The sequence below is a fragment of the Stenotrophomonas sp. STEN018 genome (genome assembly GCF_056760235.1).
In genome coordinates this window covers 24,061-41,075 of the sequence record NZ_JBRREK010000012.1, presented here as the reverse complement: position 1 = coordinate 41,075, position 17,015 = coordinate 24,061, and the positions used below count along the sequence as shown (strand labels likewise).

Genomic DNA, 17,015 nt, shown 5'->3' with positions numbered 1-17,015 from the left:
CGTAGCAAGGTCCACATCCTGTTCATCGTTCCAAGCTCGCGCGTACATGCGCCAGCGCTTCAACACTGTATTTCTTCACCGTATGCACGCTCAGCCCAAGCTTCTGCGCGATCTGCGCGTGGCTCAGGCCTTCGCGCCGCTCCAGCAACAGCACCGCCAGCCGGTTGGCCGGCAGCTGCGCCAGCGCATCGCCCACCTGCCGCTCGAAGAAGCCGCCACCTTCGCTGAAAGCCGCCTGCCCCGGGTTCTCGGATACCGCATCCACCACCGTCGAGTCGTACAGCAGCCGGCCCTGGCGCTGGCGCATGTTGAACTCGCTGGCCACGTGCGCGGCGATGCCATAGATATAGGCCAGCGGATTGCGCACGGTTTCGATGCTCTGCACGCGCAGCAGGCGCAGATAGACCTCCTGCACCAGGTCACCCAGATCCTGCGCCTCGGCCACCCGCCGGCGCAGGTAGCGGTGCAGCTCGGCGCTGTAGTCGTGGACCGCGCGGGCAGCGAAATCGCGCCCGGGCTGGTCCTGTCCGGCCGGCTCCATCATCGTCTCCCGCCCGGACCTTGCCGGCGGTGGCTTTCCCGCAACCTCATCACCCACTCCCGATGGCAGGGGCAACGAAAACAATGCCCCCTTGACCATGCAGTGCGTGGCAAGAGGCGATTTGGGTACTTCCGAAAAGCAACTGGTTCAGCTCGCGATCACAGAGGCGGGCAGCTTAGCCCGTCGCTGCCCCGTATTCGCGCAGTTCTGGGGCCCGAAGCCCATTGGCTACTGTCCAAGGCCAGCGGCGGTTCGTGCCGGCTACTTACGCAAAGCAAAAGCCCGGCGCTGGGCCGGGCTTCGAGCAACGTCGGGGGAGAGAGGACCGGGCTGCTGGAGGTGATTATCCGTAGTCCCGGTTACGCTCCCGTGACACCTGCGTTACTCCACGGTAACGCTCTTGGCCAGGTTGCGTGGCTTGTCCACGTCGGTGCCACGAGCCAGGGCGGTGTGATAGGCCAGCATCTGCACCGGGATGGTGTGGACGATGGCACTGAGCACGCCGGCATGGCGCGGTGTACGGATCACGTGCACGCCCTCGGAGGCATTGAAGTTGCTGTCCTGGTCGGCAAACACGAACAGTTCGCCGCCACGCGCGCGCACTTCCTGCATGTTGGATTTCACCTTCTCCAGCAGGCTGTCGTTGGGGGCGATCACCACCACCGGCATTTCCGCGTCCACCAGCGCCAAGGGGCCGTGCTTGAGCTCGCCGGCCGGATAGGCCTCGGCGTGGATATAGGAGATTTCCTTGAGCTTGAGCGCGCCTTCCAGTGCGATCGGGTAATGCAGGCCACGGCCGAGGAACAGCGCGTTCGACTTGCCGGCGAAGCGCTCGGCCCAGGTGACGATCTGCGGCTCCAGGTTCAGCGCGTGCTGCACGCTGCCCGGCAGATGCCGCAGCTGCTCCAGATAGTCCGCTTCCTGTGCGGCATCAACCTTGCCGTGCAGCTTGCCCAGCACCACGGTCAGCTGGAACAGCGCGGCCAGCTGGGTGGTGAAGGCCTTGGTCGAGGCCACGCCGATCTCGGCACCGGCGCGGGTATAGCAGACCAGCTCGCTGGCGCGCGGAATCGCGCTTTCCGGCACGTTGCAGATCGACAGCGTGTGCTTGTGGCCGAGCGACTTGGCGTATTTGAGCGCTTCCATCGTGTCCAGGGTTTCGCCGGACTGGGAGATGGTGACGATCAGGTGCTTGGGATTGGCATAAGCGGCGCGGTAGCGGTATTCGCTGGCGATTTCCACGCTGCACGGCAAGCCGGAGATCGCTTCGATCCAGTAGCGCGCGGTCAAACCAGCGTAGTAGCTGGTGCCGCAGGCCAGTATCTGCACGCCTTCGATGTCCTTGAGCACTGCTTCGGCGTTCTGGCCGAACAGGGTTGCCGGGAAACCACCGGCATCAATCGCTGCCTCGACGGTGTCGGCCAGCGCGCGCGGCTGCTCATGGATTTCCTTCTGCATGAAGTGGCGGTACGGGCCCAGCTCCAACGAGGCCAGCGACACATCCGACAGGCGCTGTTCGCGCTGCACCGGTGCATTATTGGCGTCGAACACGCGCACGCCCTGGCGGGTCAGCTCGGCGGTGTCACCCTCTTCCAGGAACATCACCCGGCGCGTGGCCTGCAGGATTGCCGACACATCGGAGGCGACGAAATTCTCGCCATCACCAAGGCCGATCAGCAGCGGGCAGCCCATCCGCGCCACCACCATGCGCTCGGGCTCGTTCTCACTGATCACCGCCAGCGCGTAGGCACCGGTCAATTCCTTGACCGTGCGCTGCAGGGCGCTGAGCAGATCGTCGCGATCAGCCTTGAGGTGATGATGGATCAAGTGGGCGATGACTTCGGTATCGGTCTGCGACTCGAACACATAGCCCAGCGATTGCAGCTTCTCGCGCTGCTCCTCGTGGTTCTCGATGATGCCGTTATGGACCAGTGCCACGCCCTGGCTGATATGCGGATGGGCATTGGATTCGGTGACGCCGCCATGGGTTGCCCAACGGGTATGACCGATGCCCAGCACTGAATGGAACTGCTCGGCGATGGCCGCACCTTCCATCTCGGCAACACGGCCAGTGCGGCGCACGCGGCGGATGTGCTTGCTATCGAGCACGGCTATACCGGAAGAATCGTAGCCGCGGTATTCCAGCCGCTTGAGTCCTTCAATCAGTACCGGAACCACATCGCGATCAGCGATCGCCCCCACAATGCCGCACATAGCCTATCCATTGGTGATTACGAGCGGACATTCTAAGCCAGCCGGATCAGACAACCAGCGGACATACCGGGACATCGCCCGCCGGACACTGTCCGGGTGAGCGTCCGCGGACACCCGGACACTCACAACACTGAATATTTTCCAAATAAATTCAATAAGTTGGAGTTGGCACGCTGCCTGCTTAATAAATACCAACCCAAGCAGCGAAGCCGACGATGATCCGCGACACCTCCGCCCAGGACCAGGTAAGCACCCAGCGCCCACAACCCGTCTGGCGCCGTTGGCTGTGGCCGGCAGTCGCCACCGCAGCGGTAGTGATCGGCATCGGCTATGTGGTCAGCAACTGGCTGGGCGCCAGCCGCTCATTCGACGGTGACCGACTGCGTATTGCCGAAGTCAGCCGCGGCAACCTTGTCCGCGACATCGCCGCCGATGGCCGCGTCATCGCCGCCAACAGCCCGATTCTGTATGCCATCTCCTCCGGCACGGTGACCTTGAAGGTCGTCGCCGGTGACGTGGTCAAGCAGGGCCAGGAACTGGCCGTGATCGACAGCCCGGAGCTGCGCAGCAAGCTGGCACAGGAACAGGCCACGCTGGCCGGTCTGGAAGCCGAGGCCAGCCGTGCCGCGCTGCAGACCACCTTGGCCCGTGCCACCGGCGCCAAGATGTCGGACCAGGCCGGTCTGGTGCGCGTCGCCGCCGAGCGCGACCTGGAGCGCTACCAGCGCGGTTATGACGGCGGCGCGGTGCCGCAGGTGGATCTGGCCAAGGCCCAGGACGGCCTGAAGAGAGCCGATATCGAACTGCAGCATGCCCATCAGGACGCCAGCCTGCAGAGCCAGGGCGCCGCCCTGGATGCCCGCAACAAGCGCCTGCTGGCAGATCGCCAGGAAGCGGTGGTGGCTGAAGTGAAGCGCCAGGTAGATGCACTGACCCTGCGCGCACCGTTCGACGGTCAGGTCGGCCAGGTACAGGCCACCCAGCACACCCAGGTTGCCACCAACGCGCCGATCCTGGGTGTGGTCGATCTGTCGCGCTTCGAAATTGAAATCAAGGTGCCGGAAAGCTTCGCCCGTGACCTGGCACTCGGCATGCCGGCCCAGCTCACCAGCGGCTCTGGCCAGCCGTTCCCCGGCGAGATCGCCGCGGTGTCGCCGGAAGTGGTGAACGGCGAAGTCGTCGCCCGCCTGCGCTTCTCCGACAAGCAGCCGCCGGGCCTGCGCCAGAGCCAGCGGATGAGCGCACGCATCCTGCTGGATACCCGCAACAACGTGCTCAAGGTCGAGCGCGGCCCGTTCGTCGAACAGTCCGGTGGTCGTTACGCCTATGTGGTCAGCGGCAGCACCGCGGTGCGCCGTCCGATCCAGACCGGTGTCAGCAGCCTGGGCGAAGTGGAAATCGTCTCCGGCCTGCAGCCTGGCGAAAAGATCGTCGTCTCCGGTGCTGACCTGTTCGGTGATATCGAGCGTGTATCGATCAATTGATTGAGAGCTGAGAGTCGGGATTGGAAACAGCTGCTGGCGTCCGGGGCGTCGTGAACCCTGCCGCCAACACTGGAACTCCATTCCCGGTTCTCGACTCCCTGATTCATCGCGTCACCTTTGCAATACCTGTCCCACGCCCCCGTTCCACATTCCCCGTCGCTGAAAGGAATACCCATGCTCCAGATGCAATCCGTCTCCAAGGTCTTCCGTACCGAACAGGTTGAAACCCATGCGCTGCGTTCGCTGGACCTGCATGTGCGCGAAGGCGAGTTTGTCGCGGTCACCGGCCCGTCGGGTTCGGGCAAGACCACCTTCCTCAACATCGCCGGCCTGCTGGAAACCTTCACCAGCGGCCAGTACCTGCTCGATGGCCAGGACGTCAGCCACCTCGGCGATGACGCCCGCTCGCGCCTGCGCAACCAGAAGATCGGCTTCATCTTCCAGGGCTTCAACCTGATCCCCGACCTCAACCTGTTCGACAACGTCGATGTGCCGCTGCGCTACCGCGGCATGCCTTCGGCCGAGCGCAAGCAGCGCATCGAGAAAGCACTGGCCGATGTCGGCCTGGGTTCGCGCATGAAGCACTACCCGGCCGAACTGTCCGGCGGTCAGCAGCAGCGCGCCGCTATCGCCCGCGCCCTGGCTGGCAGCCCGCGCCTGCTGCTGGCCGACGAACCGACCGGTAACCTCGATACACAGATGGCACGTGGCGTGATGGAGCTGCTGGAAGAGATCAACAGTCAGGGCACCACCATCGTCATGGTGACCCATGATCCGGAACTGGCTGCACGCGCCCAGCGCAACGTGCACATCGTCGACGGCCAGGCCACCGACCTGATCCGCGAGCCGGTGCTGGCACACGCCGCGCGCATCGCCGCTGTCGCCGACAACCAGGGCTGAGCCAACGATCATGTCGCTGTTCGCCTACCACCTCCGCCAAGGCCTGCGCAGTCTGCGCCGCACCCCCGTGCTGACCGCACTGATGGTGCTGTCGATTGCGATGGGCATTGGCGCGTCGATGACCACGCTGACGGTAAAGCACCTGCTCTCGGGCGATCCCCTGCCCGGGCGCAGCGCGCAGATCTATTACCCGCAGCTGGATGCATCGCCGCGTGGTGAGCGGGCCCGCAGCGAACCGTTGGACATGCTCGACTACACCTCGGCAACGGACCTGTGGCGTGACGGTCCGGCCGATCGCAAGGCTTTGGTGGTGGACAGCCCCGTCAAGTTATCCGCTCCCGGTAGCCAAGTGCCGGCGATGATGACGACGTTGCTGTCCACCACCGCCGATTTCTTCCCGATGTTCCAGGCACCGATGGCCTACGGTACCGGCTGGTCGGCCGAGGATGACCAACGCCGCGCCCGCGTGGCGGTGATCTCCTCGGAATTGAATCAGCGTCTGTTCGACGGCAAGGACAGCACCGGCAAGATGCTGCGCATCCGCGACAGCGAAGTGCGCATCATCGGCGTGCTCAAGCCATGGCGTCCGTCGCCCCTGTTCTACACCGTCGCTGGCGGCCGCTTTGCGCAGGGCGATACGGCCGACTATTACCGGCCGGTCGAAGACGTGATGGTGCCGTTCTTCACCGGCCTGCAGATCAACGCCGGCAACTTCCGGCAGTTCACCTGCAACACGCTGCCGGAGAAGCCCGGCTATCTGGAAAACACCGATTGCGTCTGGCTGCAGCTGTGGGTGCAGTTGGACAACGCAGCAAAAGTTGCTGCCTACCAGCAGCACCTGCAGGCCTATGTGCAGCAGCAACAGCAGCTGGGCCGCATCAGCCAGCCCGAGCTGGTGCGCCTGCGCAGCCTGATGGAGTGGATGGACTACAACGGCGTGGTGCCGCGCGATGTGAAGCTGCAGGCGTGGATGGCGCTGGCCTTCCTGGTGATCTGCCTGTTCAACACCATCGGTCTGCTGCTGGCCAAATTCCTGCGTCGCACCGGCGAAATCGGCGTGCTGCGTGCACTGGGTGCCACCCGCGCGATGGTATTCCAGCAATGCCTGATCGAAGCGGCACTGATTGGCGTTGGCGGTGCGGTGCTGGGATTGCTGTTCACCCTGATCGGGCTGTGGAGCATCCGCCAGCAGCCGTTGGCCTATGCCGACATGGTGCAGCTGGACATGAGCATGCTCGGCCTCACCTTCGCCACCGCGGTAACGACCACCGTTCTTGCTGGACTGCTGCCGGCGCTGCGCGCCGCCCGCATCGATCCGGCCCTGCAGATCAAGGCGCTGTAAGCGATGACCCTGGATATCAAACCCATCATCAGCACACTGTCGCGGCACCGCATCGCCGCCAGCCTGATCGTGTTGGAAATCGCACTGGCCTGCGCGGTGCTGTGCAATGCGCTGTTCCTGGCCGCATCGCGGATGGAGCTGATCGGCATGAACAGCGGCGTCGACGAGGCATCCATCGCAACCCTCAGCCTGCTCGACTGTGAATCCTGCAGCGAGGTGGACATCAACAGCCGCTGGCTGCAGCAGCTGCGCAGCCAGGCCGGCGTGCAGGCGGTGGGCGTGCTCAATGCGGTGCCGTTCGGCCAACGTGCCGGCACTGCCGGTGTCTCGCTGGATCAGGAAGGCAAGCACCATGGCGGCGTGCCACATTTCTACTTGATGGATGCAGGCGCCATCGATGCCTTGCAGCTGAAGCCGGTACAGGGCCGCATGTTCAGCGATGCCGATTACCAGCCGGTGGAGAATTTCCTGCCGGCGCACGCCCAGGTCTGGATTACCCAGGCCTTTGCCAAGCATCTGTGGCCGGGCCAGGACCCGCTCGGCAAGCAGCTTTGGATGGGTGACTACCAGCTCACCGTGGCCGGTGTACTGGCGCACTTCTCGCGCCCGGACCCGGGCCGCAGCGAGAATGGCCTGGCCGGCATGGAGTGGTCGGTGATCGTACCGGTGACCACCGATGCCCAAGTCGGCACCTATGTAATCCGCGCCAACCCGCGTGACCTGCAACGTATCGTCAGCGATGCCGTCGCAGCTGCCCCCAAGGTCACTCCGGAGGCAATCATCTCCGCCGACTACAGCAAGACACTGCAGCAACTGCGCGAGGTCTACTTCCAGCAGGACCGCAGCATGACCCGCTTGCTGCTGGGCATCTGCCTGGTGATGCTGCTGGTCACCGCGCTGGGCATCATCGGTCTGGCCAGCTTCTGGGTGCAACAGCGCACCAAGCAGATCGGCGTGCGCCGCGCATTGGGCGCAACCCGCCGCCAGATCATCAGCTACTTCCAGACCGAGAACCTGCTGCTGACCAGCGCCGGCATCGTGCTCGGCATGCTGCTGGCCTACACCGGCAACCAACTGCTGATGACTTACTTCGAAATACCCCGGCTGCCGCTGTACTACCTGCCGCTGGGTGCCGTACTGCTGTGCTTGCTGGGCCAGGCCGCCGTCATCGGCCCTGCCCTGCGCGCTGCTTCCATCCCACCCATCGTCGCCACCCGCAGCGCCTGAGCTGCCAAGGATCGTCCATGTTCAGTTACTACTTCAAACTTGCGCTGCGCAGCTTCGGCCGCAACAAGATCCTGACCGCACTGATGGTACTGGCCATCGCGCTCGGCATCGGCGCGGCGATGACCACCTTGACCGTGTTCAAGGTGTTGTCCGGTGATCCGATCCCGCACAAGAGCGATCGTCTGTTCTACGTGCAGTTGGATCCGGGCATGCGTGAAGGCTACAAGGCCGGTGAAGAGCCGGAGATGCAGCTGACCCGCTTCGATGCGGAAACCCTGCTCAGCCAGAAGAAGGCGCCGCGCCAAGCCCTGATGACCGGTGGTGGTGGCATCGTTGATCCGCGCGTGGATGCGCTCAAGCCTTTCAGCATCAGCATGCGCTACACCTCGGCCGATTTCTTCCCGATGTTCGATACGCCGTTTGCGTTCGGCCAGGGCTGGAGTGGTGATGAGGATCAGGGCCGCAGCCGCGTTGCGGTGATCAGCAAGACCCTCAACGACAAGCTGTTCAAGGGTGCGAACAGCGTCGGCAAGGAAGTGCTGGTCGAAGGCCATGCGCTGCGCGTTGTTGGCGTACTCAAGGAGTGGAAGCCGGCGCCGAAGTTCTACGACCTGTACTCCGGCAAGTTCGATTCCGAAGAAGACGTGTTCGTGCCGTTCAGCACCTCGCTGGAGCTCAAGCTGGACCGCAATGGCAGCATGAACTGCTTTGGCCGCGAGATCGTCAACGATGCGATGGCCTTGAACGTGCCCTGCGCCTGGGTCCAGTACTGGGTTGAGCTGAATTCGCCCAGCGATGCCAAGGGCTTCAAAGGCTACCTGGACAACTACTCCGAGCAGCAGCGTGCCAGCGGTCGCTTCGAGCGTCCGGCCAACACCCGCCTGCGTGATGTCATGGACCTGATGGAATACCGCAACGCGGTGCCGGGTGATGTACGCCTGCAGATGTGGCTGGCCTTCGGCTTCCTGCTGGTCTGCCTGGTCAACACCGTTGGCCTGCTGCTGGCCAAGTTCCTGCGTCGCAGCGGTGAAATCGGCGTGCGCCGTGCACTGGGTGCCAGCCGCGCGGAGATCTTCAAGCAATGCCTGATCGAGGCCGGCACGATCGGCTTGGCCGGTGGCCTGCTCGGCCTGGTGTTTGCACTGTTCGGGCTGTGGGCGGTGCGTCAGCGTCCGGCCGAATACGCCTCGCTCGCCCACCTGGACGGTTCGATGCTGTTGATCACTTTTGCGCTGGCGGTATTCGCCAGCATGCTCGCCGGCATCCTGCCCGCCTGGCGCGCAATGCAGGTAGCACCGGCACTGCAGCTCAAGAGTCAGTAACGCCTTTACTCCCTCCCTTGCGCACCGCGCAGGGGAGGACTGGGAAGGGGCGCGGTTGCCCTCGCCTCTTCCCATCAACCTCATTCCCAGCGCCACGCTTCCCCGGAGATACCTCATGGAAATCCGCCCCATCCTCTCCACGCTGTCGCGGCATAAAACAGCCGCCGCACTGATCGTGCTGGAGATCGCGCTGAGCTGCGCCATCATCTGCAACGCACTGTTCATCGTCTCCCAACGCATCGAAAACATGCAGCAGGCCAGCGGCATCGATGAAAGCCAGCTGATCGAAATCGGCCTCAGTGGCATCGGCAAGCAGGTAGACGGCGATGCACGCACGGTCGAAGACATTGCTTCGTTGCGCGGCATCGCCGGCGTTGAGAACGTGGCCATCATCAACCAGCTGCCGTTCCAGGGCGGTTCCTGGAACACCTCGTTGTCCGCCAGCCCCGAACCCGATGCGCAGTCGGTCAACGGCGCGCAGTACACCATCGGTGAGAATACGCTCAAGACCCTGGGCTTGAAGTTGACTGCCGGGCGTGACTTCAACGCCGACGAATACATGAGCAATGACGTTCTTGAGAAGGAGCAGAACCTTGAAGCCATGAAGTTCTCGGTGATCCTCACCGAATCCATGGCCAAGAAGCTGTTCCCGGATGGTGCCGCCGTTGGCAAAACCCTGTACATGGCCAACATCCCGATGACTGTCGTCGGTGTGGTGCAGACCCTGCTGCGGCCAAACAACCAGAACGGCAACCGCACCGATTCGCTGATGTTCCCGATCCGCATGAACTACGCCAACGGCGGCCGCTTCGTCATCCGCGTGACCGATCCTGCACGCCGCGCTGAAGTGCTGAAGCAGGCAGTGGCAGCGTTGGAAAAGAACGATCCAAATCGCTTGATCTACAGCAAGCAGACCGTCGAAGAGAAGCGCGCCAAGTACTTTGCCGACGACCGCGACATGATCGGCCTGCTGCTGATCGTCAGCGGCCTGCTGTTGCTGGTGACCGCACTGGGCATCATCGGCCTGGCCAGCTTCTGGGTGCAGCAGCGCACCAAGCAGATCGGCATCCGCCGCGCCCTGGGTGCTACCCGCGCACAGATCCTGCGTTACTTCCAGACCGAGAACTTCCTGCTGGCCGGTATCGGCATCGTGGTCGGCATGCTGCTGGCCTACCTGCTCAACCAGTGGCTGATGGGCCGCTACGAGCTGCCGCGCTTGCCGCTGCTGTACCTGCCGATTGGCGCGGTGCTGCTGTGGCTGCTCGGCCAGATAGCGGTGTTCGGCCCGGCCCGCAAGGCGGCATCGATTCCACCGGCGGTGGCCACCCGCAGCACCTGATCCATCGGCTCAAGGAAGGGACATGTTCGGCTATTACCTGCAACTGGCGTGGCGCGGCTTCGGCCGCAACAAGGTACTGACCACCTTGATGGTGCTGACCATCGCGGTAGGTATAGGCGCGACCATGACCACCCTTGGCCTGTACTTCGTACTGTCAGGGGATCCGATTCCAGGCAAGAGCCAGCAGCTGTTCTACCCGCAACTGGAGCCGCGCAGCCTGGGCAAGGACGCCACGCTGGAATCGGATCCGTTGGCGCAGATGACCCGCTACGACGCCGAGGAGTTGCTGCGGCAGAAGCGCGGCGATCGACAGGCGCTGATGTCCGCCGGCTCGGTGACGGTGCTGCCTACGGGCAATACCGCGCAGCCGTTCAGGGTGATGACGCGCTATACCTCGGCTGACTTCTTCCCGATGTTCGAGGTGCCGCTGGCCGCTGGCAATGCATGGAGCGCGGCCGAGGATGATGGCCGTGCGCTGGTTGCAGTCATCGACCGCAAACTGGCGCAACGGCTGTACGGCACGGAGGACGCCATCGGCAGGCAACTGCGCCTGCCGCAAGGTGTATTCCAGGTAGTCGGCGTGCTCGGCAACTGGAAGCCGACGCCGCGCTTCTATGACCTAACCAGCCAGCGTTATGGCGGCGACGAACAGGTCCTGCTGCCGTTCTCCACCTCGCGCGCACTGACCTTGGATACCCAGGGAAGCATGAACTGCTGGGGCAGCAGCGAAGATGGCGAAGGCAATCGCGGCCTGACCGCGCCCTGTGCCTGGCTGCAGTACTGGGTGCAGCTGGACACTCCGGAGAAAGCACGCGATTACCTGAAGTACCTGGCTGATTACTCCGATAGCCAGCGCGCCAGTGGCCGCTTCGAGCGCCCCACAAATGTGCGCCTGCATGACGTGATGGGCTGGCTGGACTTCAACCGCATCGTACCCAACGATGTGCGCCTGCAGATGTGGCTGGCCTTCGGCTTCCTGCTGGTCTGCCTGATCAACACGGTGAGCCTGCTGCTGGCCAAGTTCCTGCGTCGCAGTGGCGAGATCGGCATCCGCCGGTCGCTGGGTGCGTCGCGCACCGACATCTTCAAACAATGCCTTATCGAAGCCGGTTCCATCGGACTGGCCGGCGGAGTGCTGGGGCTGGGCTTCGCGGCGATGGGCCTGTGGCTGATCCGCCAGCAACCGGACGAGTACGCACAGTTGGCGCAGATGGATGTCACTACCCTCTGGATGACCTTCGTTCTGGCCGTTGGCGTGAGCCTGCTTGCGGGCCTGCTGCCAGCCTGGCGGGCAATGCAGATTCCGCCTGCATTGCAGCTCAAGAGCCAATGACGCGATGGCATTGAATCCATCCAGCGACCAACGGCAGCTTACGCCGCCACGGAGAACTCCCTTGGACATCCGCCCCATCCTGTCGATGCTGTCCCGCCACAAGATCGCCGCGCTGCTGGTCATATTCGAGATCGCGATCAGCTGCGCCATCATCTGCAATGCGGTTTTCATCATCAGCAACCGCATTGCGCAGATCCAACTGCACAGCGGCGTGGCCGAGGACGAACTGGTCTATCTGGCCACCAGCAGCCTGCTGCCTGACGTCAACTACGATGCCCTGCGCAAGCAGGATCTCGCCGCGCTCGCCGCAGTTCCCGGCGTGAAGTCAGTCAGCAGCATCAACCAGATCCCCTATGGCGACAATGTCTGGGGCTCGGGCATACGCCTGCAGCCGGACCAGAGCCGCCCCAGCGTGCATGCATCCAATTACATGGACGACGGCCAACTGCTGCCGACCTTCGGCCTGCAGCTGCGCGAAGGCCGTGGCTTCAAGCCCGACGAATATCTGGAGAACAGCGCCTTCGCTGCTGGCGACGGCGCCCCGTTGGTGCCCAGCGTGCTGTTGAGTCAGTCGCTGGCCACGTTTCTGTTTCCAGATGGCAATGCACTGGGCAGCAACATCTATGTCTGGGGCAGCAAGCCCACCCGGGTGGTTGGCGTGACTGAGGACCTGCTGGCTCCGGGCGAGGCCACCGAGTTCGGCAACCGCTTCAACAGCATGGTGTTCCCGATCCGGGTCTCCAACGGCGCCTATGCGCTGCGCACCAGTCCGGGGCAGCGCGAGGCCGTACTCAAGGCTGCCATCGCCGCTCTGAACAAGGCCGACCCCAACCGCATCATCGAGCAACAGGGCACGCTGTCGCGGATGCGCGACGACTTCCATCACCGCGACCGTTCGGTGATCTGGCTGCTGCTGGCGGTGAGCATCGCGCTGCTGGCGGTAACCGCGTTCGGCATCGTCGGCCTTGCCAGCTTCTGGGTGCAGCAACGCACCCGCCAGATCGGCATCCGCCGCGCCCTGGGCGCTACCCGCAAGCACATCCTTCGCTCGTTTCAACTGGAAAATCTGCTGCTGAGCAGTGCCGGCATCGTCCTTGGGCTGGTGCTGGCCTATGCGCTGAACCTGGTGCTGATGAGCCAGTACGAGCTGCCACGCCTGCCGCTGGTCTACCTACCCATCGCAGCACTGCTGCTGTTGTTGCTGGGCCAGTTCGCCGTGCTTGGGCCAGCGCGACGCGCTGCTGCGGTGCCACCAGCGGTTGCCACACGCGCTGTCTGATCCTCATCCAATGTTCGCCGGAGTCGCCTCGATGAAAACCAAGTTGCCGTCCCTGCTGCTGATGCTGTGCTCGCTGCTGGTGATACCGGCGCATGCAGCCGATGCTGACAATGCCAGCCTACACGACACCATCGCCGCACTCGACCACGGCATGTTCGACAGCTTCAACCACTGCAGCGATCCAGCCCAGTTCGAGAAGCACGCCAGCTACTTCGACCCGGCGGTGGAGTTCTACCACGACAACGGCGGTGTCACCTGGACCCGCGAGGCAATGCTGGCAAACACCCGCAAGCATGTCTGCGGCAACTACACCCGGCAGCTGCTGCCGGGCACCCTGGAAGTTTTTCCGATCAAGGATTTCGGCGCGATCGCACGCGGCCAACACCAGTTCTGCGACCTCAAAGGCGAACACTGCGACGGTCTGGCCGACTTCGTCATCATCTGGCGGCTGCGCGATGGTCAATGGCAGGCAACGCGGGTGCTCAGTTACGCACACCGCGCAGCGGCCGCTGGACCAGATACCGGTAGCTGAGCAAGGCAGACGCGCAGCCCGGGCAACACGCCGTAAAGCCTCCTTTGATAGCTGCTGAACTTCAACATGGATCCACCGCGACCGAACTCCCAGCCAACATGGCCGGCAACGTGTAATGTGCTGACTTCAGCGCCCGCGCTGCGTCCCCCAATCTTCTTCTGCGACAACTGATGCCACAGATCCTGATCATCGACGACAACACCGCCGTGGCCACCGCGCTGGATGTGCTGTTCTCCCTGCACGACATCGACACACGCCACGCCACCTCGCCCGAGCAGGGCCTGGCGATGCTGGCCGAGCATGAATTCGATCTGGTCCTGCAGGACATGAACTTCACCGCCGACACCACCTCAGGGGAGGAAGGCCAGGATCTGTTCCGGCGCATCCGCCAGGCGCATCCGGACCTGCCGGTGATCCTGCTCACCGCTTGGACGCACCTGGACAGCGCGGTGGAGCTGGTCAAGGCCGGTGCCTCCGACTATCTGGCCAAGCCCTGGGACGACGGCCGCCTGCTGACCACGGTCAACAACCTGCTGGAACTGGCCGAAGCGCGCCGCGAGCTGGCCCGCCGCCGCGCCCGCGAGCAGCGCCAGCAGCAGGCCCTGCACGATCGCTACGATCTGCGTGGGCTGGTATTCGCCGACCCCTCCAGCGAGCGCATCATCGCCCTCGCCTGCCAGGTAGCGCGCTCCGAATTACCGGTGCTGATCACCGGTCCCAACGGCGCCGGCAAGGAAAAGATCGCCGAGATCATCCAGGCCAATTCCGCGCACAAGAAAGGCCCGTTTGTCGCCCTCAACTGTGGCGCCATTCCCTCCGAACTGATCGAGGCCGAACTGTTCGGTACCGAGGCCGGTGCCTATACCGGCGCCAACAAGGCCCGCGAAGGCAAGTTCGAGGCAGCCGATGGCGGCACCTTGTTCCTCGACGAAATCGGCAACCTGTCGCTGACCGGACAGATGAAGCTGCTGCGGGTACTGGAAACCGGGCGCTTCGAGCGGCTGGGCTCCAACCGCGAACGACAGGTCAAAGTGCGTGTGGTCAGTGCCACCAATGCCGATCTGCCGGCGATGATCCGCGCCGGCAGCTTCCGCGAAGATCTTTACTACCGGCTCAACACCGTCGAGCTGAGCCTGCCGGCGCTGGCCGAGCGCCGCGAGGACATCCTGCCACTGGCGCAGTACTTCCTCGCCGATGGCAAGCCGCTGTCGGCGCCGGCGTTGCAGGCACTGCAGCGCCACAACTGGCCGGGCAATGTGCGCGAGCTGCGCAATGTGATCCAACGCGCCGCCCTGCTCGCCCAAGGCCCGCGCATCGAGGTTGCAGACCTGAACCTGCCACGCGCGCCGGCACGGCCTACCGCACCGGCCGACGAGCCCGACCGCGAACACATTGTCAGCGCCTTGGAACGTGCTGGCGGCGTCATTGCCCAAGCCGCCGCCGAGCTGGGTTTGAGCCGGCAGGCGCTGTACCGGCGCATGGATCGCCACGGCATCCCGCGCGAGTGAGAACACATCAGTGAAAACGCGCTCCTTCACCGTCACCTTGTTCCTGCGCCTGCTGCCGGTGCTGGCACTTGCTGCGGCCCTGCCGTGGTTCCTGGCGTACTGGATGGACCGTGGCTGGGTAGTTGTGTGTGTTTCCACCGTGCTCCTGCTGGCGGCGATGTGGTGGGCCCTGAGCCGCGCCACCGCGCCGATCCGCTCACTGTTGCGGGCGCTGGCCGGCACCACCAGCAGCTATCGCGATGGCGAGTTCAACTTCGGCGTGCATTGGCGCGGCCATGATGAATTCGCACAACTGGTGCAGGCCCATGCCGAGCTGGGCGACGTGCTACGCGAGCAACGGCAATCACTGGTGCAACGCGAGCTGCTGCTCGACACCATGGTGCAGAACACGCCGGTGGCGATGTTGCTGCTCACCGATGGCGGCGATGGCGTGCAACGGGTGACCTTCTCCAACACCGCAGCGCGCAAGCTGCTGCATGGTGGCTGGAAGCTGGAGGGCCAGCGCATGCATGAGCTGCTGGAAAACATGCCGATCGAGCTGCGCAATGCCATTGCCCGTGGTGGCGACAGCCTGTTCGCGGTGCGTGATCCAGACGCAGCCGAAGACGATGATGACGACGAGCAGATCTATCACCTGTCGCGCCGCGCCTTCCATTTGAATGGACGCCCGCACGAGCTGCTGCTGCTACGCCTGCTCACCGCCGAGCTGCGCCGCCAGGAAGTGCAGACCTGGAAGAAGGTGATTCGCGTCATCAGCCACGAGCTCAACAATTCGCTGGCACCGATTGCCTCGCTGGCGCATTCCGGCGCCGAGTTGGTGCGACGCGGCCGCCATGACCGGCTGGAAGATATCTTCGGCACGGTGGAAGAACGTGCACGCCATCTGGAAGGCTTCATTCGCGGCTATGCACGCTTCGCCAAGCTGCCGCAGCCGCAGCTGCAGACGGTTGCCTGGAGCCAGTTCCTGCATACCCTGCAGCAGCAGATCAATTTCCGCATGGAACCGATGGCGGACGAGCAATACAGCCGCCTGGATCAATCGCAGTTCTCGCAGGCATTGTTGAACCTGCTCAAGAACGCGCATGAAGCCGGCGCTGACAATGGCGCGCCGGATGATTCGGTTGAAGTGCGTATCGCACGACTGCCGAACTGGCTGCGCATCGAAGTATTGGATCGCGGCACCGGCATGAACGAAGCAGTACTGCAGAACGCATTGATGCCGTTCTATTCAACCAAGCGCAACGGCACCGGATTGGGTTTGGCATTGACCCGCGAGATCATCGAAGCACACGGCGGCCGCATCTCCCTGCAGAACCGCAAGGACGGCGGCCTGTGCGTGGCGATCCTCCTGCCGCATGACTAAGCGATTGTGAATTCGATTGTGGGAGCGGCGAGAGCCGCGAAGCTGGCAGACCGTCAGTCACCGATTACCTGGCAATCTTGGAGAACTGTGGCTTCGCGGCTTACGCCGCTCCCACAAGGAATGGTTTGTACCTATGCCAACTGCCGCTGCATCGCCAGCCGCAGCTCCATTGGAAAGCCTGCCGCTGCCTCGGCCGCCATCACTTCGCGCATGCCTTCGCTCCAGCCCTGCGACGGCCATTCGCTGAAGCCCTCGCTGACATAGAAGGGCGCATTCCAGGCCAGATCGCTCAGGGTAGTCAGCACCGCCCGCTGATGTCCACGTGCCCTCGCCTGCTCCACTGCATGCCGCAGCAAGGCCCGGCCCAGTCCCTTGCGGCCATGTGCCGGTACAACATCCATCTGCTGGATATGGAAATCCTCACCCAGCACACCAGCCATCAGGTAACCGGCCAGTTCCTGTTCGCTGGCAACCACCCACAGCATTCCACGCTGCCAGGCCTGTTCAAAAAAATGTGGCTCGGTCGGGCTCGCAGCGAATATCGCAGCAGCCGGATGTCCACGCAGACGCTCACCCGCCTGCGCTTCGATCAGCGGCAGCAGCGCGAGCTCCTCGCGCTGCGCCAATCTTG

Annotated in this window: 14 protein-coding genes; 11 read left to right on the top strand and 3 right to left on the bottom strand. The window is 63.7% G+C overall.

Annotated features, from left to right (window positions below):
* Positions 1-22: 22 nt before the first annotated feature.
* Both ACVOMB_RS06785 and glmS read right to left on the bottom strand, forming a co-directional pair.
* Positions 23-541, bottom strand: coding sequence for an RNA polymerase sigma factor (locus ACVOMB_RS06785; protein ID WP_481508188.1), 519 nt, complete (start codon positions 539-541; stop codon positions 23-25).
* Positions 542-922: 381 nt separating this feature from the next.
* A complete protein-coding gene (glmS, locus tag ACVOMB_RS06780; RefSeq protein WP_481530483.1) occupies positions 923-2,755 on the bottom strand; it encodes a glutamine--fructose-6-phosphate transaminase (isomerizing) in 1,833 nt (610 codons plus the stop codon).
* Positions 2,756-2,970: 215 nt separating this feature from the next.
* Here glmS and ACVOMB_RS06775 point away from each other — a divergent pair, with 215 nt between their 5' ends.
* The 11 genes from ACVOMB_RS06775 (at position 2,971) to ACVOMB_RS06725 (ending at position 16,384) form a co-directional block, all read left to right on the top strand.
* On the top strand, positions 2,971-4,239 hold the full coding sequence (locus ACVOMB_RS06775) for an efflux RND transporter periplasmic adaptor subunit (RefSeq protein WP_481530482.1): 1,269 nt from the start codon (positions 2,971-2,973) through the stop codon (positions 4,237-4,239).
* Positions 4,240-4,413: 174 nt separating this feature from the next.
* A complete protein-coding gene (locus ACVOMB_RS06770) occupies positions 4,414-5,139 on the top strand; it encodes an ABC transporter ATP-binding protein (RefSeq protein WP_346496959.1) in 726 nt (241 codons plus the stop codon).
* A 16-nt stretch (positions 5,140-5,155) separates the two neighbouring features.
* Entirely contained in the window at positions 5,156-6,481 is a 1,326-nt protein-coding gene (locus tag ACVOMB_RS06765) for an ABC transporter permease (protein ID WP_481530529.1), read from the top strand.
* 3 nt (positions 6,482-6,484) lie between these two features.
* Positions 6,485-7,708: an ABC transporter permease gene (locus tag ACVOMB_RS06760; RefSeq protein ID WP_481530481.1), complete on the top strand. Its 1,224-nt coding sequence runs from the start codon at positions 6,485-6,487 to the stop codon at positions 7,706-7,708.
* A gap of 17 nt (positions 7,709-7,725) precedes the next feature.
* Positions 7,726-9,030, top strand: coding sequence for an ABC transporter permease (locus ACVOMB_RS06755; protein WP_481530480.1), 1,305 nt, complete (start codon positions 7,726-7,728; stop codon positions 9,028-9,030).
* Between the two features lie 115 nt (positions 9,031-9,145).
* A complete protein-coding gene (locus tag ACVOMB_RS06750; RefSeq protein WP_481530479.1) occupies positions 9,146-10,369 on the top strand; it encodes an ABC transporter permease in 1,224 nt (407 codons plus the stop codon).
* Positions 10,370-10,391: 22 nt separating this feature from the next.
* Positions 10,392-11,702: an ABC transporter permease gene (locus tag ACVOMB_RS06745; protein ID WP_481530478.1), complete on the top strand. Its 1,311-nt coding sequence runs from the start codon at positions 10,392-10,394 to the stop codon at positions 11,700-11,702.
* A gap of 61 nt (positions 11,703-11,763) precedes the next feature.
* Positions 11,764-12,981 carry an ABC transporter permease gene (locus ACVOMB_RS06740; protein ID WP_481530477.1) on the top strand — a complete coding sequence of 406 codons (1,218 nt, stop codon included), beginning with the start codon at positions 11,764-11,766 and terminating at the stop codon, positions 12,979-12,981.
* A 31-nt stretch (positions 12,982-13,012) separates the two neighbouring features.
* Entirely contained in the window at positions 13,013-13,513 is a 501-nt protein-coding gene (locus ACVOMB_RS06735; RefSeq protein WP_481530476.1) for a nuclear transport factor 2 family protein, read from the top strand.
* 170 nt (positions 13,514-13,683) lie between these two features.
* Positions 13,684-15,021 (top strand): sigma-54-dependent transcriptional regulator, encoded by a 1,338-nt coding sequence (locus ACVOMB_RS06730; RefSeq protein WP_481517981.1) that lies wholly within the window; start codon positions 13,684-13,686, stop codon positions 15,019-15,021.
* 10 nt (positions 15,022-15,031) lie between these two features.
* Positions 15,032-16,384: a sensor histidine kinase gene (locus ACVOMB_RS06725; RefSeq protein ID WP_481530475.1), complete on the top strand. Its 1,353-nt coding sequence runs from the start codon at positions 15,032-15,034 to the stop codon at positions 16,382-16,384.
* Positions 16,385-16,515: 131 nt separating this feature from the next.
* Here ACVOMB_RS06725 and ACVOMB_RS06720 read toward each other — a convergent pair whose 3' ends face one another.
* Positions 16,516-17,010, bottom strand: a complete 495-nt coding sequence (locus ACVOMB_RS06720; protein ID WP_481530474.1) for a GNAT family N-acetyltransferase — start codon at positions 17,008-17,010, stop codon at positions 16,516-16,518.
* Positions 17,011-17,015 lie beyond the last annotated feature (5 nt).

Bases quoted from the DNA above. Each gene is read 5' to 3' on its own strand.
- ACVOMB_RS06785 (WP_481508188.1), bottom strand. From the start codon at position 541: ATGGAGCCGGCCGGACAGGACCAGCCCGGGCGCGATTTCGCTGCCCGC.
- glmS (WP_481530483.1), bottom strand. From the start codon at position 2,755: ATGTGCGGCATTGTGGGGGCGATCGCTGATCGCGATGTGGTTCCGGTA.
- ACVOMB_RS06775 (WP_481530482.1), top strand. From the start codon at position 2,971: ATGATCCGCGACACCTCCGCCCAGGACCAGGTAAGCACCCAGCGCCCA.
- ACVOMB_RS06770 (WP_346496959.1), top strand. From the start codon at position 4,414: ATGCTCCAGATGCAATCCGTCTCCAAGGTCTTCCGTACCGAACAGGTT.
- ACVOMB_RS06760 (WP_481530481.1), top strand. From the start codon at position 6,485: ATGACCCTGGATATCAAACCCATCATCAGCACACTGTCGCGGCACCGC.
- ACVOMB_RS06755 (WP_481530480.1), top strand. From the start codon at position 7,726: ATGTTCAGTTACTACTTCAAACTTGCGCTGCGCAGCTTCGGCCGCAAC.
- ACVOMB_RS06750 (WP_481530479.1), top strand. From the start codon at position 9,146: ATGGAAATCCGCCCCATCCTCTCCACGCTGTCGCGGCATAAAACAGCC.
- ACVOMB_RS06745 (WP_481530478.1), top strand. From the start codon at position 10,392: ATGTTCGGCTATTACCTGCAACTGGCGTGGCGCGGCTTCGGCCGCAAC.
- ACVOMB_RS06735 (WP_481530476.1), top strand. From the start codon at position 13,013: ATGAAAACCAAGTTGCCGTCCCTGCTGCTGATGCTGTGCTCGCTGCTG.
- ACVOMB_RS06730 (WP_481517981.1), top strand. From the start codon at position 13,684: ATGCCACAGATCCTGATCATCGACGACAACACCGCCGTGGCCACCGCG.